Source organism: Rhodococcus sp. IEGM 1318, from assembly GCF_033142465.1.
GTDB classification, from domain to species: Bacteria; Actinomycetota; Actinomycetes; order Mycobacteriales; family Mycobacteriaceae; genus Rhodococcus_F; species Rhodococcus_F qingshengii_B.
Genome location: NZ_JAWLSC010000009.1, coordinates 214,846 through 241,407, shown reverse-complemented (window position 1 = coordinate 241,407; position 26,562 = coordinate 214,846). Strand labels below are relative to the sequence as shown.

The 26,562-nt window shown below is 64.2% G+C and carries 1 protein-coding gene; it reads left to right on the top strand.

What is annotated here, in order from left to right; translation table 11 throughout:
* The gene (locus R4P65_RS21565) at nucleotides 1-26,562 is read left to right on the top strand and encodes a non-ribosomal peptide synthase/polyketide synthase (RefSeq protein WP_317828039.1); all 26,562 of its coding nucleotides are present in this window, start codon (nucleotides 1-3) and stop codon (nucleotides 26,560-26,562) included.

Genomic DNA, 26,562 nt, shown 5'->3' with positions numbered 1-26,562 from the left:
ATGGATACCGACAGGAGGATCGATCCGCTGGCCGGATCACGGAGTCTGCCGGCCGGGGCATTTCCTCTCTCGGCCGTGCAGCGCAGCATGTGGTTCGCGCAGCAACTTCACCCGACGGTCCCGTACTTCATCGCGCAGTACATCGAATTCCACGGCGACCTGGACATGCAACTGCTCAGCCGCGCTGCGGTAGAGGCTGCCCACGAGTTCGAGTCGCCATTTCTGCGGTTGATGTACCCGGATGGGGAACCGTGCCAGATCGTGGACTTCACGATCGATCCGGGCATCGACTACTTCGACTTCCGTGAGCGTGAGAATCCGAGGCTCGCGGCGTCGGAGTGGATGGACAACGACTACGCGACGACGCTCGACTTGACGCGCGATCGCCTTGTCGAAATGACAATCCTCCAAACTGGTGATCGAGATTACCTGTGGTACACCAGGATTCATCACGTCGCTCTCGATGGATACAGTGGAATGACGATCGTCAATCGGATCGCGGCGATCTACACCGCGGCCGTCGAAGGACGCGAGCCGGCGGTGAACAAGGCGCTCGATGTCACGACACTGTCCGAACTCGACCAGAAGTACCGCGAATCAAGCCGATTCGAAGCCGACCGCGAATACTGGGCCCAGCGCGTGTCCGGCGTCGAACATGGTTCCACGTTGGCCACGCGGGAGGGACCGCCGACTGCGCACAGTGAACTCGTCAGTGCCGCGATGTCGGCGAACAGCCTTGCCGCGTTGGACGAGTGGAATACTCGTTCCGGTGCAACTGCGGCGGCGGTGCTGATTTCGGCACTGGCGTGCTACTTGTCCCGCAACACCGGATACGACGACGTTCTGATCAACCTGCCGGTCTCGGCGAGGACCACAGCGCCGCTGCAACGGTCCGGCGGCATGCTGGTCAACGTCGCGCCGCTTCACATCCACGTCGACCCAGCCGAAAGCGTCGACGATCTGGTCAGGCGGGTTCAACTCGAACTTCTCGGTGCGCTTCGTCATCAGCGGTGCAGTCTCGAGGACATCCGGCGTGATGCAGGGCTGGCGGTCGGCGACGCGCGTCTGTCCGGTCCGATGATGAATGTGATGCTCTTCCGGCAGGAGATCACGCTGGGATCACTGACCGGCGAGTTCCACATCGTCACGTCGGGGCCGGTCGAAGATCTCCTGGTCAACGTGTACCAGAGCGGCGATCCGGCCCAGACGTTGATCGACTTTCGTGGCAACCCCAATCGATACGGTCACGACGAACTGGCTGATCACCACCGAGCCTTCACCGAGTTGGTCGCTGAACTGACATCAGCGCCGGCCGGTACGCCGATGAACCGGATTCATCCGGCAAGTGCCGAGGCGGGGGCGCGCAGTGCACAGCGGAGGGAAGACGAGCGGTTCTGGGCGAGATACCTGGGGGACGCCGACGAGGGCTCGACGCTGGGCCTCGAGACCCTGGATCTCGAGCGAATCGACGCCGAATCGGAGCTGACCGGTACGAATCGGCTGAGCGTCCCGCTCGATCCCGCGGTCGCCGAACTCGCACGCTCGGAAGGTGTCTCGCTCTTTGCCGTTGTCCATGCAGCATTTGCTGCGTTGCTGTCGAGATCGACCGAGCGCCGGGACGTGTTGATCGGGACGAGGACCGAGCTGGGGATCTTGCCCCTACGCTGCGAGGTCGATCCGGCAGCGCCGTTCAATGAATTCGTGGGTTCTCTTGCGCAAGATCACGATACGTTGCTGGTCCGATCGGCGACAGGTGTCCCCGAGCTGCCCGCACTGCATCTCCATCTCAACGACGGACCGCGAGAGACGACGATTGCCGGCCTCGAAGTGGCGATCGACGTCCACGCGGACGCCAACGCCCTCGAGGTGGCGTACTCCGCACAGCACTACGCTGACGCCACGCTCCGAGGTTTCCTCCTGAGACTGGTGTGGGTTCTCTCCGGCGCAGCCGCAGCCCCGCAAACGCCGATGGGAGACCTCGATGTCCTCGACGAGTTCGAGCGTGAGTCCCTGGTACCGGCACGGGGAGAGGTCGCGTCCGACCCGCTGACGCTCCCCGACATCCTCCGGCGAGCCGCCGCAGCTGACCCCGATGCCCCAGCGCTCGTATTCGGCGATCGTCGGGTGAGCTACCGGGAACTCGACGCCGAGTCGAACAAGCTCGCCCGCGAATTGATCGCCCGCGGAGTTGGCCCCGGCACCTACGTCGCCCTGGCATTGTCGAGGTCGATCGAATCCGTGACCGCGACGTGGGCGGTAGCCAAGGCCGGCGGAGCCTTTCTCCCGATAGATCCGCACTACCCCGAGGACCGTATTCGGCACATGCTCACCGATTCAGGAGCTGTTGTCGGAATCAGCGTGGGGGAGCACCACGGCGGGCTCGCCGATTCGGTGGATTGGCTTCTTCTCGACGAATTGAACGCCGACTGCTCGGATGCACCGGTTGACGACGCCGAGCGTCGTTCACGCGTGCGCTACGACGATCCGGCGTACCTGATCTACACCTCCGGCTCGACCGGTGTCCCCAAAGGCGTCGTGGTCAGTCACCGCGGGCTGAGCAGCTTCGCCGACGAGGAGCGATCCCGGTTCGGAGTCGAACCGGGTGATCGCACACTGCATTTCTCTTCGCCGAGCTTCGACGCTTCGGTCCTCGAACTTCTCCTTGCCTTCGGCGGCGCAGCAACGATGGTGATCGCGCCACCCACGGTGTACGGAGGCGACGAACTGGCCCACGTGATGCGTGTCGGCCGGGTGACACATGCCTTCGTCACCCCGGCCGCGCTGGCAACCGTCGATCCCGCCGGCCTTCCGGATCTTCGGGTGGTCGTGACCGGCGGCGACGCCTGCTCGCCCGCACTGGTCGCACAGTGGTCGCACGGACGCTCGATGTTCAACGCGTACGGACCGACCGAAACCACCGTCGTCGCCACCCTGACCGGACCGTTGAGCAGCGATGTTCCCGTTACCATCGGAAAGCCGATGCGCGGCGCCGCGGCCGTCCTCTTGGATTCACGGCTTCAACCGGTGCCCATCGGTGTCGCCGGTGAGCTCTACGTGAGTGGTATCGGCCTGGCGCGCGGATACCACGCGCGTGCCACGATCACGGCCGAACGATTTGTTGCTGACCCCAACGGTGTTGCGGGAGAACGTATGTACCGCACCGGCGACCTCGCGAGGTGGAACGGCGCCGGTGAACTGGAGTACCTCGGCCGTAGCGACTTCCAGATCAAGATCCGCGGTTTCCGCGTCGAACTCGGTGAGATCGACGACGTACTGCGCCGCCATCCGAGCGTCTCGCAGGCCGTCACCGCCGGAGTTGCGGGCCCGAGCGGGGAAACACTGTTGGCGGCGTACGTCACGGCGGCTGCGGGCACACACATCGACAACTCCGAGTTGATCGCCCACGCCGGATCCTCGTTGGCAGCTCACATGGTTCCGTCGCGGATCGTCGTACTCGATTCCATTCCCTTGACTCCGGCCGGAAAGATCGACAGGAAGGCGTTGCCGGACATCGATTCGGCGGGCGGATCGGCCGAATACCGTGCCCCCGAGACCTCGACCGAGAAGCGGATTTCGGCGGTGTTCTGCGATCTGCTCGGCGTCACCCGGGCGGGAGCAGACGACAGCTTCTTCGAGCTCGGTGGTGACTCGCTGATCGCGACTCGTGTCGTGTCGCGGGTCAACGGAGCGCTCGGGACGACGCTGAGCGTTCTCGACCTCTTCGAGGCACCGACTGTCTCGGCACTGGCTGCCCGCGCCGACCTGGCGGACTCGCGGAATACGCGAGCACCTGCACTGACGCGTATCGATCGCCCCGATCGGATACCGGTATCTCTGTCGCAGCAACGAATGTGGCTGACCAATCAACTCGATCCGAACTCACCGGCGTACAACATTCCGATCGCGGTGAGAATGACCGGCGCCCTCGACGTCGATGCGCTGTTCACCGCCCTGCGGGACGTGATCGTTCGGCATGAGGTCTTGCGGACCGTTTTCCCCGAGAGTGCTCGCGGTCCGGTACAGCACGTTCTCGGCGTGGATGAGGTGTTCGGTCACCTCGAGGTGGAAACCGTACCTGCCGCAGCGGCTGCGGTGCGGGCGAGCGAACTGGCGCGAACGGGATTCGACGTCAGCGAATCGGTGCCGATCCGCGCGACTCTGCTCGAAGTGAACGAACTCGAACACACCTTGGTCCTCGTCGTGCACCATATCGCCGCGGACGGTCTGTCGATGGCGCCGTTGGCCCGTGACGTGATGGTCGCGTACGCCTCGAGGGCAAGCGGACGCGTACCGGCGTGGCTGCCACTCGAAGTCCAGTACGGCGATTTCAGCGAATGGCAACGCGGAGCGCTCGGCGAAGCGTCCGATCCGGATTCGATACTCGCCGAGCAGTTGCGGTTCTGGTCGCACACGCTCACCGAACGCGGCGAGCTTGCGGAACTACCGATGGATCATCCGCGGCCGGCAGGTGTCTCACTGCGCGGTCACGATCTCGATTTCCGCATCGACTCCGCGACGTACCGCCGGGTCGGCGAGATCGCGGCGCGCAACGATGTCAGCGTCTTCATGGTGGTCCACGCCGCGCTGGCCGTCCTGCTCAGCCGAGAATGTGGAGCGAACGACATCACGATCGGCACCCCGGTGGCCGGACGTAGCGAGCGAGCCCTCGACGACGTCGTCGGAATGTTCGTCAACACGGTGGTGTTGAGGACGGTTCTCGACGGGGGACTCACCTTCGGCGAAGTTCTCACCCGCGTGCGCGACGTCGACGTGGCGGCCTTGCAGCACACCGAAGTGCCGTACGACGTACTCGTCGAATCCCTCGCAGGCAACCAAGCGCCGCTGTTCCAGGTCATGCTGGTGATGCAGGGCGCCGCTCCCACCGAGGTCACCTTGCCCGAGCTCGACGTCACGGTTGACGAACTCTCCACGGGTGCGGCAAAGTTCGATCTTCAGGTCATTCTCACCGACCGCGGCGACCATCTCGACGGCCAGTTGAACTATGCCAGCCAACTGTTCGACTCGGACACCATGTCGGGCCTCGCCGATCGCTTCACGATGCTCCTCGACGCGGTAGCTGCCGACCCGGAATCCGTCGTCGGCGACCTCGACCTCACAGCCCCGGGTGAGGCAGAACTGGTCCTCGAGCGTTGGAACGCCACCGAGCACGTAGTACCGATCACCACCCTGGCCGATCTGTCGGCAGAGCAGGCAGTCCGGACACCCGAGCGCGCCGCGCTGATCTTCGGTGAGCGGACACTGACGTATGCGGAGTTCGACGCGAGGGTGAGTGAACTTGCCAGAACCCTCATCGGCCGCGGCGTCGGCCCGGACATGCGCGTCGCGGTGTCGATTCGCCGGTCGGCCGAACTGCTCATCGCCGTCCACGCCGTGATCCGTGCCGGTGCGGCGTACGTCCCGGTGGACCCCGATCATCCTGCCGAGCGCATCGCCTACGTCTTCGACATCGCGGAACCGATCTGCGTGCTGAGCCGACGCCAGGACCGTGGCGCCCTTCCCACAGAGGTGCCGATCGTCGACGTCGATGTCGAGCATCCGGTGTCCACGACGGAGCCGATCACGGACGCTGATCGGGTCGGACCCCTCCGTGCGGACAATGCTGCATACGTGATCTTCACGTCGGGATCGACCGGTCGACCGAAAGGTGTTGCCGTATCGCACCGTTCGATCGTCAATCGCCTTCTGTGGATGCAGGACGCGTATCCGCTTCACGCGTCGGACGTGGTGCTGCACAAGACTCCGGTGACATTCGACGTCTCGGTGTGGGAACTCTTCTGGCCCCTGCAGACCGGCGCGCAGTTGGTGATCGTGGAACCGGAGGGGCACCGTGATCCTGGATACCTGTCGGCGTTGATCGCCGACAAGGGAGTCACGACGGCGCACTTCGTACCGTCGATGCTCGCGGAATTCGTCGCCGTCGCGACTCCCGAGCAGTGCGAGAGCTTGCGTCAGGTGTTCTGCAGTGGTGAAGCTCTTCCACCCACCACAGCGGAGGCGTTCACTCGTCTGAGTCCTGCGGGGTTGTTCAACCTGTACGGACCCACGGAAGCTGCCGTCGACGTGAGCGCCGCCGAATTCACCCCCGACATGACCGTCACCGTTCCGATTGGCGCGCCCGTATGGAACACCAAGCTCTACGTCCTCGACGGACGGCTGCATCCCGTCCCGGTGGGTGTACACGGCGAGCTGTACCTGGCGGGAGTGCAACTCGCGCGCGGATACCTGGGGCGTAGTGACCTCACCGCCGACAGATTCGTTGCAGATCCGTACGGCCCGTCGGGCACACGGATGTACCGAACCGGCGATGTCGTCCGATGGCGCGCCGACGGGCTACTCGACTACGTCGGCCGACGCGATTTCCAGGTGAAGATCCGCGGCCAGCGCATCGAACTCGCCGAGGTCGAAGCAGCTTTGCTGAGGCTCACAGGTGTCGCGCAAGCTGCTGCCCTCGTCCATCACGACAACGTGGTCGGTGACAGCCTCGTCGGCTACGTCATCGCCGAAGCAGGGAACTCGATCGACACGGACAGCCTGCGCACCGAGTTGAGAGGCCTCCTCCCGGCCTACATGGTTCCGGCAGTGGTCATCGACCTCGACGTGTTCCCGCTCGGCTCGACCGGCAAGCTCGATCGGAACGCCCTGCCCGCGCCCAGCTTCGACAGCTCGCAGACGTATCTTGCGCCGCGAACGCCGGTCGAAGCCCAGCTGGCGTCGATCTTCGAAGAGCTCCTGGAATCCGCTGCCGTCGGTGTACACGACAATTTCTTCGAGATCGGTGGGAACAGTCTCGTCGCTGCCCGCGCCGTGGCGCGAGTGAACGATTTGCTGTCGCTGAACTTGTCGATCAGAGAGTTGTTCGACGCGCCGACCGTTGCTCAGTTGGCGGTCGAGTGCGCCACGGCGCGAGGGGGGCCGGCCGTCCTTCCGCTCGAGGCGTTGCCGAGGCCACAGTCGATTCCGCTGTCGCTGGCACAGAAGCGCATGTGGTTCGTCAATCAATTCGACGTCACGTCCGCGGCATACAACGTCGCCATAGCGATCAGGCTCAGAGGCCGGTTGGACGTTGCCGCATTGGAGAGCGCGATCACCGACGTACTTGCTCGACACGAATCGCTGCGCACGTTGTTTCCCATGATCGAGGGAGTGCCGGCGCAGGTGATCGTGGATCCCGGTGAAGCGTTGGGCACGATGTCGGTTGTCGGCGCAGACGCCGAAGCGGTACTCACCGAGATCGAGCGCGTAACCTCGACGGGCTTCGACGTGACGCAGGCCCCGCCGATCAGGGCCGAACTGATCGAGGTCGACGCCGAAGATCACGTCCTGGCTGTGGTCGTTCATCACATCTGCGCCGACGGATTCTCGATGGCACCGTTGGCGTTCGACGTGATGAGCGCGTATTCGGCCAGACATCGAGGTGAGACCCCCGACTGGGCTCCTCTCCCGGTCCAATACGCGGACTTCGCGATCTGGCAGGAACGGGCGCTCGGTCGGATCGACGAACCGGACAGTACGCTCGCCGGTCAGCTCGAGTACTGGACACGTCAGCTGGCAAGTGTGCCTGAGCTTCTTGCGCTCCCTGCAGATCGGCCGCGGCCGCGTGAACAGGACCTCTCGGGCGGCGTCGTCCGGTTCGACATCGATGCCGGCATCCACCGTCGTCTGAGCGAAACCGCGATCGACCATCGAAGCAGTATGTTCATGGCGATTCACGCCGCCTACGCAGCGCTCTTGGCCAGATTGTCCGGCATGGAAGACATAACGATCGGCTCACCGATCGCCGGGCGGGGTAGTGCCCTGCTCGATCCGATGGTCGGCATGTTCGTCGGAACATTGGTCCTGCGCGCCGACGTGGACCCCTCGGCCTCCTTCACCGATCTCCTGGCCAGGGTTCGCAGCACCGACCTCGACGCCTTTGCTCACGCAGACGTCCCCTTCGAGCGCGTCGTCGATGCGCTCGCTCCGGAGCGGTCGACGTCGCATTCACCGCTGTTCCAGGTGATGCTCGAGTTCAAGAACACTACTCGACCAGTCGTTCGTCTGACGGATCTCGACGTCGAAGTACTAGAACTCGAATCCGCCGTCTCGAATTTCGATCTGCAACTCACTCTTGCCGAGACTTTCGACGAGGACGGTCAGCCGGCGGGCATCGAGGCCGGGTTCACCTACGCGAGAGCGCTTTTCGACGAGGCGACCGTCGACGGTTTTGCTCGGTATCTGATTCGGATTCTGGATGCCGTGACCGAATCGCCGCACACACCGGTCGGCGACATCGATCTCGTGAGCGATCTCGACACGATCCGCACCGCCGCACCGGAACTTCCCGAGCAGGTTCACTTCTCCACCTTGCTCGAGCGGAGGTACATTGGCGAACCGCAGAGAACCGCGCTGGTTTTCGGCGACCGCCATCTGACGTACTCCGAACTCGACCGCCGCGCCAACCGCCTTGCGAGACTGTTGATCAGCCGCGGGGCCGGCCCGGAATCCGTTGTCGCCCTGGCATTGCCGCGCTCACTGGAATCCGTGGTGGCAATCTGGGCGGTTGCTCGGACCGGCGCCGCGTTCGTACCCGTCGACCCGGCGTATCCCGTCGATCGTGTACACCACATGATCAACGACTCGGGATCGGGCGTCGTTCTCACCACCGCTGAGCATGCCGGTGTCGTCCCGAACGAGGCGGACGCGATTTTGCTCGATCAGGCCGACCTCGAACAGATCGGTGATCACCGGATAGAGGCTTCGGAACTGCTGGGAACTACATCTCTCGACAATCCGGCCTATGTCATCTACACCTCCGGTTCCACCGGCGTCCCCAAAGGCGTCATGGTCACCCACCGTGGGCTTTCGGCGCTCGCCGAGCAGGAGCGCAATCGCTTCGGAGTCGAGTCGACCTCCCGCACGCTGCATTTCAGCTCACCGAGTTTCGACGCCTCGATTCTCGAGCTCCTCATGGCGGTCGGTGCCGGAGCCACGATGATCATTGCTCCACCGAGCATCATCGGCGGAACCGAACTGACGAGCCTGATCGCCGATCAACACGTCACTCACGCCTTCATCACCCCAGCCGCTCTTGCCACGGTCGATCCGAGTGGACTGGACGAGTTGGTCTGCATCGGAACCGGCGGCGACGTCTGCCCGCCCGATCTCGTCGCTGCCTGGGTCAGTGATCACCGAATCATGATCAATGCCTACGGGCCGACCGAATCGACGGTCGTAGCCAGCATCACCGAGCCGATGTCACCGACCGATCGGGTTACCATCGGACGGCCGTCGACAGGCATCACCGCGTGGGTTCTCGACAATCGCCTACACCGCGTCCCGGTCGGAGTGACGGGGGAGTTGTACGTTGGCGGTGACGGACTCGCCCGCGGCTACCGCAACCGCGCGGGCACCACCGCCGAACGGTTCGTACCCAATCCCACGGGCGGTGCCGGCACGCGGATGTACCGCACCGGCGACCTCGCCCGGTGGAACAAGAACGGAGAACTCGAGTACCAGGGCCGTGGCGATTTCCAGGTCAAGATTCGCGGATTCCGCATCGAACTCGGTGAGATCGAGGCAGTTCTGGCTCGCTATCCCGGCGTTGCACATTCCGTGGTGACAACGCTCGAACGCGACGAAGGCGCCGCACGGATCGTCGGATACGTAGTGCCTGCCAGCGACGCTCAGCCTGTGGATCCCGAGGCTGTCATCGCCTTCGCGGGTTCGGCCCTGGCTCCGTACATGGTTCCCGCAGTGGTTCTCGTCCTCGACGAACTTCCGATGACGGCCAACGGAAAGCTCGATCGTCGAGCACTACCGATTCCCGACTTCCGGGTAACCCAGGCACGCTCGCGGGCTGCCGAATCCGATACCGAGCGCACGCTGGCCGCCCTGTTCGTCGACGTCCTCGGTGTCGAATCGGTGGGCGTCGACGACTCGTTCTTCTCGATGGGCGGCGATTCGATCATGTCGATTCAGCTTGTCGCCCGCGCCCGCGACGCTGGACTCGTGTTCACCCCTCGTGACGTCTTCGAGGCGAAATCGGTCGCCGGTCTTGCGGTATTGCTGGCGTCGACCAAGGACGACGAACCCGAGGTGCTCGAGGAACTTCCCGGCGGCGGCGTGGGCCACGTGCCCTTGTTGCCGGTAGCGCAGTGGTGGCTCGACCGGCTCGGCGCCGAGCACCAAGGGCTCGATTCGTTCTCCCAGGCCACCCTTCTCAACGCGCCGCAAGGGCTCCACAGTGTGGAGCAGTTGACCGCAGCGCTTCAAGTCGTACTCGATCGTCACGACATCCTTCGCGCGCGCCTCGAACTCGGTGACGAGCGCGGGCTCGTCGTCGACGAACCTGGATCTGTTGCAGCCGAGGACATCTGCCGGGTACTCGAGGTGGAGGCCGAGCCGGGCACCGCAGTGTTCGACGCGGCGATCGTCGACGCCCTTGGCGGTGCACGCCGAGAACTGGACCCCAGCAGGGGTGTGATGGTCCGTGTCGTCTGGTTGGCCGGCGTGCGCAACACCGGCCGGTTGCTACTGGTGATCCACCACCTCGCGGTCGACGGTGTCTCCTGGCGCGTCCTCGTACCGGAGCTTGCGTCGGCTTTCCACCGCATCGATGCAGGCGAGGAACCGGAGCCTTCGTACTCGGGCACGTCGGTTCGTCGTTGGTCGTACGCGCTCCGCGACATCGCGCCCGATCGAAGAGTCGAATTGCCCAGGTGGCGTTCGATACTCGAAGGTGCCGACCCGCTGATCGGAACCCGGCCGCTGGACCCGCGGCTCGACACGTTCGATTCGGTCGGCCGAGTTGTCGCCGACGTACCCGTCGAACTGTCCGAAACAGTCCTGACCACGCTTCCGGCGCTTTTCGGTGGATCCGTCAACGACGGCCTCGTTGCTGCTCTCGCGCTGGCACTGACGCAGTGGAGGCAGGCACAGGGCATACGAACCGACAACGTGCTCGTCTCGATGGAGGGCCACGGACGCGAAGCTCACGTGGTCCCTGGAGCGGATGTGCTGCACACCGTCGGCTGGTTCACGAGCGTCTTCCCGATGCGGATCGACCTCGCCGACATCGACATCGCGAACGTGATGAGCAGCGGCCCCGACGCCGCGGTGGTGCTCAAGCGCGTCAAGGAAGAGCTACTGGGTGTTCCGGACAGCGGTATCGGGTACGGAGTTCTGCGCTACCTCGACGAGGTAGGTCGAGCGGAACTCGAAGACCTCCGCCAACCGCAGATCTCGTTCAACTATCTGGGGCGTTTTTCCGGCACCGAAGCCGGAGAGTCGCTGGGGGACTGGGCGCTGGCGCGTGACGTCGATCTGGAAGCGGCAGCTCAGTCCGACATGCCCGTGGGTTCGGTGCTGGACGTCAATGTCGTCACCACCGAAATCTCGGGTGCACCGCACATCGGCGCCACTATCGCCTTTCCCACTGCCGTGCTGGCGGACGGTGATGCGCGCGCCATCGCAGAACTCTGGGTACAGGCGTTGCGCGCTCTGGCAACGTACGCCGAGCAGAGCGAACGCGGTGGACTGACACCGTCGGACATCGACCTGATCGACCTGGACCAGGAGTCCATCGATCGCCTCGAGCTCGCGTTCCCGACGCTGACCGACGTCTGGTCCCTCTCACCGCTGCAATCCGGACTGCTGTTCCATGCCCGATACGCAGAACACACCGTGGACGCGTACACCGTCCAACTCGCACTCGAACTCGACGGCGTCGACGCGTCCCGGTTACACCGTGCCGCACAGGCGCTGCTCGACAGACACGAGAACCTACGCGCTGCGTTCACGACAGACACCGGTGGGCGATCGGTGCAGGTGATCAGCGCCGGCGTGGATGTGCCGTGGACCGAGATCGATATTTCCCCGTTGGCTCCCACCGAACAGGCGACCGAGATACGCGAACTCCTCCATACGGATCGGGTGCGCGGCTTCGACATGGACATTCCGCCCCTACTGCGGTTCCTGCTTCTGCGTACCAGTGACGACGCATACCGGTTGATCCTGACCAACCACCACATCCTCCTCGACGGATGGTCGATGCCGCTGCTGGTCCGCGATCTACTCACCCTCTACGCCACGGACAGTGATCACAGCGCCATCCCGCGCGTGCATCCGTACCGAGATTATCTGAGCTGGATCAGCACTCGAGACGAGAGCAAGTCGATCGAGGCCTGGGACGAAGCGCTTCGCGGACTCGACGATCCGACACTGCTCACCGGAACCCACGCAGTCGACGAGGACGGTGCAACCTCACGCTCCACCACCACGGCGCTCGGAGAACGTGAGACGGAACTCCTGCGCGGATTCGTCCGCTCCCGCGGTCTGACGACAGCATCCTTGATCCAGGTGGCCTGGGGAATCGTGCTCGCCGAACTCCTCGGCCGCGACGACGTCGTCTTCGGCGGAACGGTCTCCGGACGCCCACCCCAGGTTCCGGGCGTCGAGTCGATGGTGGGCCTGTTCATCAACACCGTCCCCGTGCGAGTTCGCCTCGACCCGCGAGAGTCTTTGGCAGCACTGTGCGTTCGTGTCCAAACCGAGCAAGCGCGGATGTCCGATCACCACCATGTGGGACTTTCCCACATCACATCGGCAGTGGGGGGTGCTGCATCATTCGACACCCTGACCGTCTTCGAGTCGTATCCCGTCGACCGCGGTGGACTCTCGTCGGGCACGGACATCGCCGGAATGCACGTCCTCGACGTCCACGATGCCGAGGATGCGGCGCACTATCCGCTCGCGATCGTCGCTTCCGCAGCAGACGGACGCTTGCGGCTCAAGTTCGAGTATTTCCCAGGAGTCCTGGGCGATCACGACATCGACGCGATCGCGGACCGGCTGCTCCGCACCCTCGAACTGATCACAGCGCAACCGGATCTTCCGCTGGCAAAATTGCGCCTGATGCCGGATTCCCAAGTGCAGCAACTGGTTCCCGCGCGAGGAAAGCAAGGGCGATCGGTCCGGACACTCGATCGCATCTTCGTGGACACGGCGAGCAGATTCCCCGAACGGATCGCACTGTCCTGTGGTGACAGAAAGATGACCTACCGAGAACTGGACGAAGCCTCGAATCAGTGGGCACGCGTGCTGATCGCCGAAGGCGCCGGCCCGGACTCACGGGTGGCGATCTGTGTGGAACGTTCCTTCGAATCCGTGGCAGCCGTCTGGGCGATCACCAAGACCGGCGCCGCCTTCGTGCCTATCGATCCGCGCTACCCGAGTGACCGGATCTCGTTCATGCTCGAGGATTCGGCATCCTCGCTCGGAATGACTACGGCGGCACACGCACCGAGCGGCGGCGGCGCGACGAAGTGGCTCGGACTCGACGACCCGACGAGCATCGCTCGGCTCTCCGGCGTGTCCACGGCACCGCTACGCGAGGACGAGCGCCGGGGGCCCACTCGGCTGGAGAACACCGCCTACCTCATCTACACCTCGGGCTCGACAGGCCGACCCAAGGGTGTTGTCGTCACCCATACCGGACTCGAGAACTTCGCCGACGAACAGCGCCATCGCTACGGTCTCACGGAGAATTCGCGCGCACTGCACTTCGCCTCACCGAGCTTCGATGCGTCCGTTCTCGAATATCTGCTCGCCTTTGCGGTCGGCGGCGAACTGGTCGTAGCTCCGACCACCGTCTACGGAGGAACCGAACTTGCCGACGTTCTCCGGGAAGGACACGTCACCCACGCGTTCATCACGCCCGCGGCCCTGACATCGGTGGATCCCGAGGGAATCGACGAACTGACCACCATCACGGTCGGCGGCGAAGCACCCTCGGCAGACCTGGTACGCACCTGGGCGCCGGGAAGATCGTTCGTCAACGTCTACGGTCCCACCGAAACGACCATCTCCTGCAATCTCAGTGACCCCATTCCGGCCGGCGACAAGGTCTATCTCGGGCCGCCGAACCGAGGATTCAGCGAGGTTGTCCTCGATCGCAGACTCCAACCGGTGTCTGTCGGTGTTCCCGGGGAGCTGTACGTGGCGGGAGTCGGACTCGCGCGTGGCTATCACGGGCGCTCACCACTGACGAGCGAACGATTTGTCGCCAACCCGTACGGCGAGCCGGGGGAGCGGATGTACCGCACCGGCGACGTCGTGCGCTGGCGCAGTAACCGCACCATCGAGTACCTCGGGCGCAGTGACTTCCAGGTCAAGATCCGAGGTTTCCGCATCGAACTCGGCGAGGTCGACTCGGCGTTGGGTCAACTACCAGGCGTGGAGTACGCGGTCACGCTGGCGGTCCGCGGACCGTCGGACGAGCAGGCTCTGGCGGCGTACGTCGTCTGCGACGACGAACACCCCGTGACCGCCGAGGACATCCGGGCAGCGGCACGAGAGGTGCTGCCGGCACACATGGTTCCTGCGAGCGTCGTCGTGCTCGACGAACTGCCACTCACCGGCGTCGGCAAGGTCGATCGGGCTGCTCTCCCGAAGCCTCGCTTCGACACCGATGCCGAAACGTTCACGGCAGCGACCACCGAGTTGGAACGACTGGTGGCGGGCGTCTTCGAGGACGTGCTCGGGGTGACCCCGATCGGCATCGACACCCACTTCTTCGATGTCGGCGGAAACTCACTGACCGCGACGCGCGTCATCGCCCGCGTCAACGCGCTACTCGGCACCGACATCGGAGTACGAGGATTGTTCGAGTCTCCGACAGTTCGGCAGCTGTCGCGCCTGGCCGAGAGCGTCGGCCGCGGCGAGAACCCCCGACCACCGTTGACTCGACGGTCTCGCCCGAACCCACTGCCTGTGTCGTTGGCGCAGAAGCGGATGTGGTTCCTCAACCAGTTCGACGTGACGTCACCGGCCTACAACGTTCCCCTGGCCGTGCGCCTCGACGGCGATCTGGACTTCGCCGCCTTGCAGGACGCCGTAGCGGACGTACTGGGCCGCCACGAGAGCTTGCGGACGAAGTTCCCTTCGATCGACGGACAACCGGTACAGCAGATTGTCGCCACCGAAGCGGTCATGCCGATCCTGGAACCGGAGATCGTCGCTGCTGCCCAAGTTTCCGATCGAATTCTCGAACTGGCCTCGGTAGGGTTCGACGCCTCGGCCGATGTCCCGATCCGCTGCGCAGTCCTACGCGTGGACGGGGACACACGCATGCACGTCCTCGTGATCGTCGTCCACCACATCGTCGCCGACGGGTTCTCGATGAACCCCCTGGCAGTGGACGTGGCAGCGGCATATGCGGCCCGCAGCGCCGGCAACGCGCCGAACTGGTCGGAACTGGCCGTGCAGTACGGCGACTTCGCGTTGTGGCAGCACGAGGTACTCGGGTCCGAAGAAGATCCGGACTCCGCTCTGACCCGTCAGCTCGACTACTGGAAAGACCGTCTCGCGGGACTGGGTGAGCCGATCGCGTTGCCGACGTCGTTCCCACGTCCGGCGAAGCCCTCGATGGCGGGCTCGGTGCACCGGTTCGCTGTCTCGCCGCAGATCCATCGAGCGCTGACCGACCTGGCACGCGAGCACGGCAGCACCATGTTCATGGTCATGCATGCAGCGCTGGCAGTGCTCGCGGCGCGTCTGGCCGGAACCGAGGACATCGCCATCGGTACACCCGTCGCCGGCCGCGGAGAGGCCGAACTCGATCACCTGGTCGGAATGTTCGTCAACACACTCGTGCTGCGAACACAGATCACGCCCGACGCATCGTTCGAGGACGTACTCGCCCAGGTTCGTGAGGGCGATCTCGGTGCATTCCAACACGCTGACCTGCCCTTCGAAAGGTTGGTCGACGCACTCGACCCGGAACGCTCGACGTCACACACTCCGTTGTTCCAGATACTCATCGAGTTCCGCAACAACGCACTACCGCAACTCGAACTGCCGGGGCTGTCGGTCTCGGGAGTCGAGTTCGACCTACCCGTCGCCAAGTTCGATCTCCAACTCGCGGTCACCGAACGTTACGGTGCGGACGGAAATTCGGATGGTATCGATGTCGAATTCGTCTACGCCACAGACTTGTTCGACGGTGATTTGATCGAATCGTTCTCACACAGACTGATCACCCTCCTCGCGGCGGTCTCCCGAGACCCGTCGACTCCTACCGGCGACATCGACCTCGTCGGCGCCGACGAGCGTCGACAGATGCTGACCGAGTGGAACACTCATGCCGAACCGGCTCCGGCCGACAACATCGCGGACCGCTTCTTCGAGGCTGTTGCAGCACATCCGTCGTCGACCGCGGTCAACGACAGCGACGGAGCAATGACGTACGCCGAACTGGACGGGCGCGCGAACCGCCTGGCGCGGCTTCTGATCAGTCGTGGTATCGGTCCGGAATCCGTGGTGGCCGTTGCGATGCCCAGAACGACCGACCTCGTGCTCGCCCTTGTCGCCGTCATCAAGACCGGCGCGGCATACCTGCCGGTCGACATCACCTATCCGGCCGAGCGCATGCGATTCCTTTTCGACGACGCGCGGCCGGTATCCCTGGTCACGACCGGAGACTTCCGCAACGATCTGCCGTCGGAGATCATCGAATCCAGCATCGACATCGTCGAACTCGGATCTCCGGAGATCGCCGTACGCCTTGATCACTCCGCGCCACATCGCATCACCGACGCGGACCGGACGACACCACTTCTGCCCGACGCGGTCGCGTACGTCATCTACACCTCCGGATCCACCGGGCGCCCCAAAGGTGTCCAGGTCAGCCATCGAAACGTCCTGACTCTGATGGACAACACGTCCCCGACGTTCGGGTTCGACGACACGGACGTGTGGACGATGTTCCACTCGTACGCATTCGACTTCTCCGTCTGGGAACTGTGGGGTCCGCTGCTGCACGGTGGCCGGTTGGTTGTCGTCGACTACTACACGACCAGATCGCCGGACATGTTCCACGAACTGCTCCGCCGCGAGCGGGTGACGGTGCTGAACCAAACACCCACCGCCTTCTACCAACTCGCCGAAGCCGACCGCGCGTACACACCCAACGGCACGGATCCCGACCTTGCCCTGCGTTACGTCGTCTTCGGTGGCGAAGCTCTCGATCTCGGCCAATTGCGTAAGTGGTACGACCGGCGCGCCGACACGGCGCCGACGCTGGTCAACATGTACGGGATCACCGAGACGACAGTGCACGTCAGTCGAATCGCGCTCGACCGCAACGACAGCGAGCACGCGTCGGCGAGCATCATCGGGCGAGCAGTACCAGGATTGTCCGTCTACGTACTCGATCGGCGACTGAACCTGGTACCACCAGGTGTGGTCGGCGAAATGTACGTCGCCGGTGACCAGGTGACTCGGGGATACCTCGGGAAACCCGCATTGACTTCGGTGCGGTTCCTTCCCGATCCATTCGGTAGTTCGGGGGATCGAATGTATCGGAGCGGGGACCTGGCGAGGTGGAACGACGCGGGGCAGTTGGAGTACGTAGGCCGCAGTGATTTCCAGGTGAAGGTGCGTGGTTTCCGCATCGAACTCGGAGAGATCGAAGCCTCGATGCTCCGCTGCCCCGGCGTCGCGGCTTCCGTGGCGCTCGTGCGTACCGACGGCGCCTCACCCCGGATCGTCGGGTACGTGGTCGCCGAAACAGGCAGCACCGTCGATTCCGCGACCGTTACCGACTTCGTCTCCGCCGAACTCGCGGAGTACATGGTGCCCACCGCTGTCGTCGTCCTCGAATCACTTCCGCTGACCGTCAACGGAAAGCTCGACCGACGCGGCCTCCCGGCACCGGACTTCGCCGTCATGGGAACAACGGAGGCGACGCGGGCACCGGCCACCGCTACCGAGGCGGTCCTCGCGGACCTGTTCGCGGAAGTGCTGGGACGGGGCAGTATCGGAGTAGACGATTCCTTCTTCGGTCTCGGCGGCGATTCGATCATGTCGATCCAACTCGTCTCACGGGCGAAGTCCGCAGGCCTCATCTTCACGCCGAGGGACGTCTTCGAAGCGAAGACGGTTGCCGGACTCACCAAGGTCCTCCTCGTCGAATCAGCGGAAGCTGCACCGGTTCTCACGGAGCTACCCGGCGGGGGAGTCGGCACCCTACCGCTCACTCCGATCATGGAGTGGCTCGTCGAACGCAGTCGCGGAGACCTGAGCACGATCCGCAGTTACAGCCAGAGTGCGCTGATCGCACTGCCCGCGGATGTCTCCGGCCCCGCGCTGGAGCGCGCACTGCAAACGATCATCGATCGTCACGACGTACTGCGGGCGCGTCTGGACACCGCGACTCACCAACTCGAGATCCGCGAACCCGGCACCGTCGCCGCCTCCGACGTCCTGCGCCGAACCCCCGTCGTGTCCATCAACGGCGAAGAATTCCGGGCCGCCGCGGAAGCCGCGATGCAGGACGCATCCAGCCGTCTCGATCCCGAGCACGGAAAGATGATCAGCGCACTCTGGTTGGATCCCGTCAGCGCGAACGGCAACCAGGCCGAGGCAGGCCGGTTGCTCCTGGTCCTTCATCACCTCGCGGTCGACGGTGTTTCCTGGCGAATGCTCGTCCCCGGCCTGGTCACCGCCTACGCCTCGGCGTTCGACGGCGAAACGCCGATGCTTCCTCCCGGTGGAACGTCGATACGGCGTTGGGCGACAGCCCTCGCCGAGACCGCCGCGGATCGACGTGACGAGATCGACTTGTGGTCGAGAATGCGGGCCGACGAGCCACCGCTCGGAACGCGCGGCCTCGACCCTGCCGTGGACATCGGATCCACTGTCGACCGCGTCAGCGTCGACGTTCCGACCTCGGTGACCGAGAACATCATCTCGACGGTGCCTCGACATTTCGGGGGCTCGGTGAACGACGGGTTGCTCGCAGCTCTCGCGATTGCCGTCACCGCCTGGCGTCGATCGCGCGGACAGCGCAGCGGGGAAGTGCTTCTCAACCTCGAAGGACACGGCCGCGAGGAGAACGCAGCACCGGGTGCCGACCTCTCGCGCACGGTCGGCTGGTTCACCACCTTGTTCCCGGTGCGGATCGACCTGACCGGACTCAACGTCGTCGATGCGCTGTCCGGTGGAACAACCGCGGCCTCGGCCGTGAAGCTCGTCAAGGAAACGCTGCTCGACATTCCGGACAACGGAATCGGTTTCGGCATGCTCAAGTACCTCGATCGAAACGAAGAACTGCGGGAGCTGCCCACGCCGCAGATCTCGTTCAACTACCTCGGACGATTTGCCGGCTCCGATCCCGAGCACGGCGAAGTGCCGTGGCTGCCGATCTCCGAAGTGACCCTCGACGAAGCGCACAGCGGAGAGCTTGCTGCCGCGTCGGTGCTCGACATCAACGCCGTCACCACCGACACCGCACACGGTCCGGTACTGCGGGCTACCTGGTCCTTCCCCCGCGGCATTCTCAGCGAGGCTGAAGTCACCGAGCTGGCGGAGCTCTGGGCCCGTGCGCTCGGCGCGCTGAGTTCGTACGTCGACGAACACTCCGAGCGTGAGCTCACGCCCACCGATCTCGATCTCGTCACCGCGGATCAACAGAGCATCGAACAGCTCGAGCGCAGATTCCCCGACCTGACCGACATCTGGTCACTGTCACCCCTGCAATCGGGCATGCTCTTCCACGCCCAGTTCGACGAAACGGAAATCGATCCGTACATGGTGCAGCTGACCCTCGAGCTCGGGGGCCGAGTCGAGGCGCCGCGATTGCGCCGCGCCGCGCAGGCCTTGGTCGATCGTCATCCGAGCCTGCGTGCGGGATTTGTCTCCGCGCCGGGAGGTCGGGCGCTGCAAGTGATCCGATCCGGAGTCGAGATCGGCTGGACCGAAATCGACCTGTCCGGGGCCGAAGACAGCGAACTCGCGTTCGCTCAGCTGCTCGAGAGTGATCGCGCTCAGCGTTTCGACATGGAAACAGCCCCCCTGATTCGGTTCATGCTCGTGCGAATCGGACCAGACGCGGCACGCTTCGTCGTGACGAACCATCACATCCTGCTCGACGGTTGGTCCACCCCGCTGTTGCTTCGAGACCTGCTCACTCTCTACGCAACTGACGGCGACCCCGAGATTCTGCCCAGAGTTCAGTCGTACCGCGACTACCTCACCTGGATCTCGAAGCAGGAACCCGAAATTTCGCTGCGGGCGTGGCAGGAAGCGCTACGAGGCGTCGACACATCCACTCAGCTCTCCCAGGCAGGCACCGCCGCCGAAACCGTGGCTAGTGACATTCACTCGTACTCACTTCCTGCCGAACGAGCCGAGGCTCTTCGGGCATTCGCGCGAAGCCGCGGTCTGACCATGGCGACGCTGGTCCAAGTGGCCTGGGGAATCGTTCTCGCCGAACTCCTCGGCCGCGACGACGTCGTCTTCGGCGGAACCGTGTCAGGACGCCCACCCCAGGTGTCCGGGGTGGAATCGATAGTCGGCCTGTTCATCAACACCGTCCCAGTGCGAGTCCGCCTCGACGCCCGAGAAACCCTCGCGGAACTGGCCATTCGCGTCCAATCCGAGCAAGCGTCACTGCTCGACCACCACCACATCGGCCTGTCGGACATCGCGGGAGCCGTCGGCGCCGCCGGATCCTTCGACACGCTGACGGTGTTCGAGTCGTATCCCGTCGACGAGTCAGCCCTGACCGCCGAAACCGACATCGCGGGAATGCACGTTCTCGGCATCGACGGACGCGACTCGGCGCACTACCCGATCGCCGTGGTCGCATCGGAAAGTCACACGCTCAATCTGAAGATGGAGTACCTACCCACACACTTCTCGGCCCACGAAGTCGCGAAGATCACCGAGCGCGTCGGCATCGTCCTCGAGCATCTGGCCTCGGCACCGGATCAGCCGCTGGCCCGCCTGCAGGTTCTCACGGAGTTCGAAAGCCGCGATCTAGCGCCGGTCTTCGGATCCCCGGGTCGCTCCGCTCGAACGCTCCCGGAGATACTCGCCGACGTTTCCGCCACATATCCCGACCGCATCGCCCTCTCGTCCGGCAGCCGCTCCATGACCTACGCCGAACTCGACCGGCGCTCGAACCAGTTGGCCAGAGCCATGATCCGCCGCGGCGCCGGACCCGAAACGTCGGTCGCCATCGGCATCGAACGGTCCATCGAATCGGTTCTCGCGGTCTGGGCGGTCGCCAAGACCGGCGCAGCGTTTGTCCCCGTCGACCCCACCTATCCGGCCGACCGAATCGAACACATGCTCAGCGATTCCGAAGTGCTGTTCGGGTTGACCGTCGTCGACGCCATCGAGACATTGCCACCGATCGTGTCCTGGTTGGTGCTCGGAGAAGAAGCCTTCGACGACGACGTCGCCACCAGTTGCACCCTACCGATCGCCCAGGACGAACGGCTCGCACCGGTGGCTATGGACAACGCCGCCTACGTGGTCTACACCTCCGGATCCACCGGGCGACCCAAGGGAGTGGTCGTCACCCACACCGGACTCGACAGCTTCGCACTCGATCAGCAACGCCGATTCCACGCCGATCACCACTCTCGGACCCTGCACTTCGCCACCCCGAGCTTCGATGGAGCCGTCTTCGAGTACCTGCAGGCATTCGGTGTCGGAGCAACCATGGTGATCGTCCCGACCGATATCTACGGCGGAGCCGAACTGGCAAGTCTGATCCGCCGCGAACACGTCACTCATGCGTTTGTCACCACGGCGGCACTCGCCACCGTCGACCCGGCCGGCCTGGACGAATTCCGGCACGTCGTCGTCGGGGGAGAGGCACTGCCACCGCATCTCGTCGGTCTGTGGGCTCCCGGACGAGAATTCGTCAACGCCTACGGCCCGACCGAGACGACCGTCATGGCAGACATCAGCGAACCCATGACGGTGGGCGCACCCATCACAATCGGTGGCCCGATCCGCGGTGTGCACGAGATGATCCTCGATTCGCGCCTGCAACCGGTACCCGTCGGAGCTCCCGGTGAGCTGTACATCGCCGGCATCGGCCTCGCTCGCGGCTACCACCGGCGTCCCGGCTTGACCAGCGAGCGATTTGTCGCCGACCCCTTCGGAAAGCCAGGCGACCGGATGTACCGCACCGGTGACATCGCCTCCTGGCGAAGCGATCACACCATCGAATACGTCGGGCGCAGCGACTTCCAAGTCAAGATTCGCGGATTCCGTATCGAACTCGGCGAGGTGGACGCCCAGATCACCGCGATGGCAACTGTCACGAACTGCGTGACACTCGGCGTCGACGGACCAGCCGGCGCAACCGTTCTCGCGTCCTACCTCACCGTCGAGGAAGGATCGACACTGACCGGCGCACAGATCACCGCGCACCTCGCCGCACGCGTTCCCTCGCACATGGTTCCGGCCAGCATCATGATCGTCCACGAGCTACCGCGCACCGCGGTCGGCAAGCTCGATCGAAAAGCCTTGCCGACCCCGGAGTTCACCGGAACCGGCGTGGAATTCCGGGCTCCCGGCACCAGCCTCGAGCGTCGGATCGCCGATGCCTTCATCGATGTACTCGGCGTCGAGCAGGTAGGCGTCGACGACAATTTCTTCGAACTCGGCGGCAACTCGCTGATCGCCACTCGCGTCGTCTCGCGGCTCAATTCCGCACTGAACATCGACGTCGGGGTGCGCGTGTTGTTCGAGGCACCGACGACAGCTCAACTCGCCGAACGGCTTTCCGACGCTGTCACTGCCGTCGGCACTGTGCCGCTCACTCCCATGGAGCGCGTCGGCAACGTCCCGCTCTCGTTGGCGCAGAAGCGCATGTGGTTCCTGAACCAATTCGACACACGCTCAGCCGCGTACAACATCCCACTAGCTGTTCGCCTTACCGGTGACCTCGACGTCACCGCCATGCAGCATGCGATCGCCGACGTCGTCGAGCGGCACGAAACACTGCGGACGGTGTTCCCCGCCGTCGGCGGCGATCCGATTCAGAAGGTGCTCACCGCCGACGAGGCAATACCTCCGGTCCGTGAAATGACGTTGGGGGAGCACGAACTCGCAGAGCGCATGCAACGACTCGCCACGACCGGCTTCGACGTGTCGGTGGACCTGCCGCTGCGCGTGGCACTCTTCCGACTCGACACAGGTGAACCCGTTCACATTCTGTTTGTCGTGGTCCATCACATCTGCGCCGACGGTTCGTCGATGGCGCCGCTCGCACGCGACGTGATGACCGCCTACCTGGCGCGTACTGCAGGGACCGAGCCCACGTGGGCACCACTCGAGGTGCAGTACGCAGACTTCACGTTGTGGCAGCATCGCGTCCTCGGATCGGAAGACGACCCGGAATCCGTCATCAGTCGCCAATTGCACTACTGGAGTGAGCAACTCGCCGGACTCGACGACGTCATCGCACTGCCCACCGACCACCCACGACCCGTGCAACAGACCTTCCACGGTGACCGATTCACTTTCGACATCGACGCGAACACCCACCGCGCGCTCGCGGACCTGTCCAGGTCCCACGGTGTCACGATGTTCATGGCACTGCACGGCGCACTGGCCGTGCTGATGTCGAAGCTGTCCGGTGCAGACGAGGTCACCATCGGCACCCCGATCGCCGGCCGCGGTCAGGCAGCGCTCGACCACCTCGTCGGGATGTTCGTCAACACGCTGGTCCTGCGAACCAGCGTCGATCCCGACATCACCTTTGCCGAACTGGTGGAACACATCCGCGAAATCGATCTGGCCGCATTCCAGAACTCGGAACTACCTTTCGAGCGGCTCGTCGACGTGATCAACCCGACCAGATCCACGTCGTACTCGCCGCTGTTCCAAGTAGCCCTCGAACTTCAGAACAACGAACCCGCGCACTTCCACCTGCCCGGCCTCGACATCGACGGGCTGACCGTGGAAACCAAATTCGCGAAGGAAGACCTCGAGCTGATCGTCGACGAGAAGTTCGACGAGACCGGCGCCCCTGCCGGGATGTCCGCCGCCTTCGACTTCGCGACGGATCTCTTCGAACCCGGCACCATTCGGCGGTTTGCCGACCGACTTCGCCTGATCCTCGACGCTGTCGGACGTGAACCTGCAACACGTATCGCCGACATCGGTATCCTCGCCGCCGACGAAACAGCCGCTCTGGTGCCGGCATCCGGTGCAGCCGCGACTCGCGCGCGGGTGTGGCCGGAGATCCTCGCCGAAGCAGTCGCCTCGAACCCGGATGCCCCAGCCCTCTCGAGTCGCGAGAGGTCGATGACCTACCGCGAACTCGACGAGGAATCGACAAAGCTGGCGAGAGCACTGTGCCGGCGCGGTGTCGGACCCGAAGATTTTGTGGCCTTGGGTCTGCCGCGGTCCGCCGCGGAGATCGTCGCCATCTGGGCGGTCACGAAGACCGGGGCTGCATTCTTGCCCGTCGACCCGAACTATCCCGACGACCGCATCAACCACATGCTCGACGATTCGCGGGCCGTACTCGGCATCACCGACGAGGCTCACCGCAGTCAACTTCCCGACACGGTCGAGTGGATGGTCCTCGATGAAGCGGAGACCGTCGACGAGATCGACGGCCAGAGCGTCGCCGCGATCACCGATCGCGACCGCACGATCCCCCTGCATCACGGGCATCCCGCGTACCTGATCTACACCTCGGGTTCGACCGGAAAGCCGAAGGGCGTCATCGTCACCCACCTCGGGTTGTCCAACCTCAACGCCGAAGAACATCAGAGATTCAACGTCCAGCCGTACTCGCGGATCTCGCACCTGGCATCACCGAGCTTCGACGCCTCCGTCTTCGAACTCATGATGGCGTTCGGCAGCGGAGCCTGCCTGGTCGTCATCCCACCCACGGTCTTCGGCGGATCCGAGTTGGCCGAAATCTTTGCCGACGAACATGTCTCACATGCGTTCATCACACCGACCGCGCTCAGCTCCATCGAAAGCTCCGCGCTGCCCGAACTCCGCGTGCTCGCCGTCGGCGGCGAAGCCTGCCCACCCGAACTCGTGGACATCTGGGGCCGAGACCGTCGCATGTTCAACGGATACGGACCCACCGAATCCACGATCCAGGCCAGCGTCAGTGAACCCATGCGGCCGGGCAAGGAGATCAACATCGGCCGTCCGGCCATCGGCTTTGCCGGCCTGGTCCTCGACGGGCACCTCAAGCCCGTGCCAGTGGGAGTCATCGGGGAGCTGTACGTGACCGGCCCCGGACTTGCCCGCGGCTACCACAATCGTCCCGATCTCACCGCCGACCGATTTGTCGCCGATCCGTTCGGCGAACCAGGCCAGCGGATGTACCGCACCGGCGACCTGGTTCGCTGGCGCTCCGACAGCACCCTCGAATACCTGGGCCGCAGCGATTTCCAGATCAAGGTCCGCGGATTCCGCATCGAGCTCGGCGAAATCGACTCGGTCCTGATGGCACACCCCTCCGTCTACTTCGCCGCGACACTCGGGCACGAAGCACCGTCGGGGGAGACGATGATCGCCTCCTACATCCAGCCCGTGGATGGACAGACCGTCGACGACTGGGAGCTCCGACGCCACCTGTCTTCTCGCCTACCTGCGCACATGGTTCCCGGCGCGATCGTTGTCGTCGACCGTATTCCGGTGACACCGGTCGGCAAGCTGGACCGCAAGGCACTGCCGACGCCGAGCTTCGAGCGTCGTACGGTCCCGTACGCACCGCCGACCAACGGCACCGAACGTACGGTCGTCGACATCTTCGAGACCGTGCTCGGTCACGAACACATCGGCGTCGACGACGACTTCTTCGAACTGGGAGGAACGTCGATCGTGGCCACTCGAATCACAATCGAACTCGAGAAGCGCCTCGGGATGCGAGTGCCGTTGCAGGCACTGTTCCTGGATCCGACGCCTGCCGGTGTCGCGCGGGCGGCCGACGGAATGGACGCACACTCGCCGGATGACTCGTCGGATCTTCTCGCTCCGATGATCACGCTGCGCGCCGGATCCGATCGTGCACCACTGTTCTTCGTCCATCCGGGTATCGGGTTGTCCTGGGGCTACGCGGAATTCGTCAAGCATCTCGAGTTGGATCAACCCGTATACGGTCTTCAGCTACCGTCACTGAGCGGCGGGCCCAGCTTCGACTCGCTGACCGAACTCGCCAACGACTACGCGAATCGCATTGCAGCCGTGGCATCGACCGGCCCGATCCATCTGGCCGGCTGGTCGCTCGGCGGCGTCATCGCACACGCCGTGGCGCACAATCTCACTCGGAGCGGACGGGACGTGACGCTGTCGATCCTCGACAGCTATCCCTCGTCGGATTCCGATCAGCCCGCAGAACTCTCGGTCTCCGAACTACTGGCGGGGCTCGCGATGCCTGCGGGATCCAACGCAGTCGAGACTTTCGAAGAAGCGGCGAAATTGCTGGAGCGGACCCTGGGTGCCGGGATCGGAATCGAAGCGGAGCATCTAGAGAGGATCAGTCGCGGCTACTCCCACTCCGTCGAATTGACGAATCAGCACCAACCGCCGGTTCACTCTGGAGACATCGAGTTCTTCGTAGCCGGAAGATCTACCGGAAACGGACACGATGTGGCCGAATGGCGTCGCTTTGTTTCGGGAGACATCCGCGTCGTCGAAGTCGACTGCGAACACAACCAGATGATCGAACCGACACCGGCGATGTCCATAGCTGCACGATTGCGAGAAGTTATCGCTCAGTGGGGTGTCTGA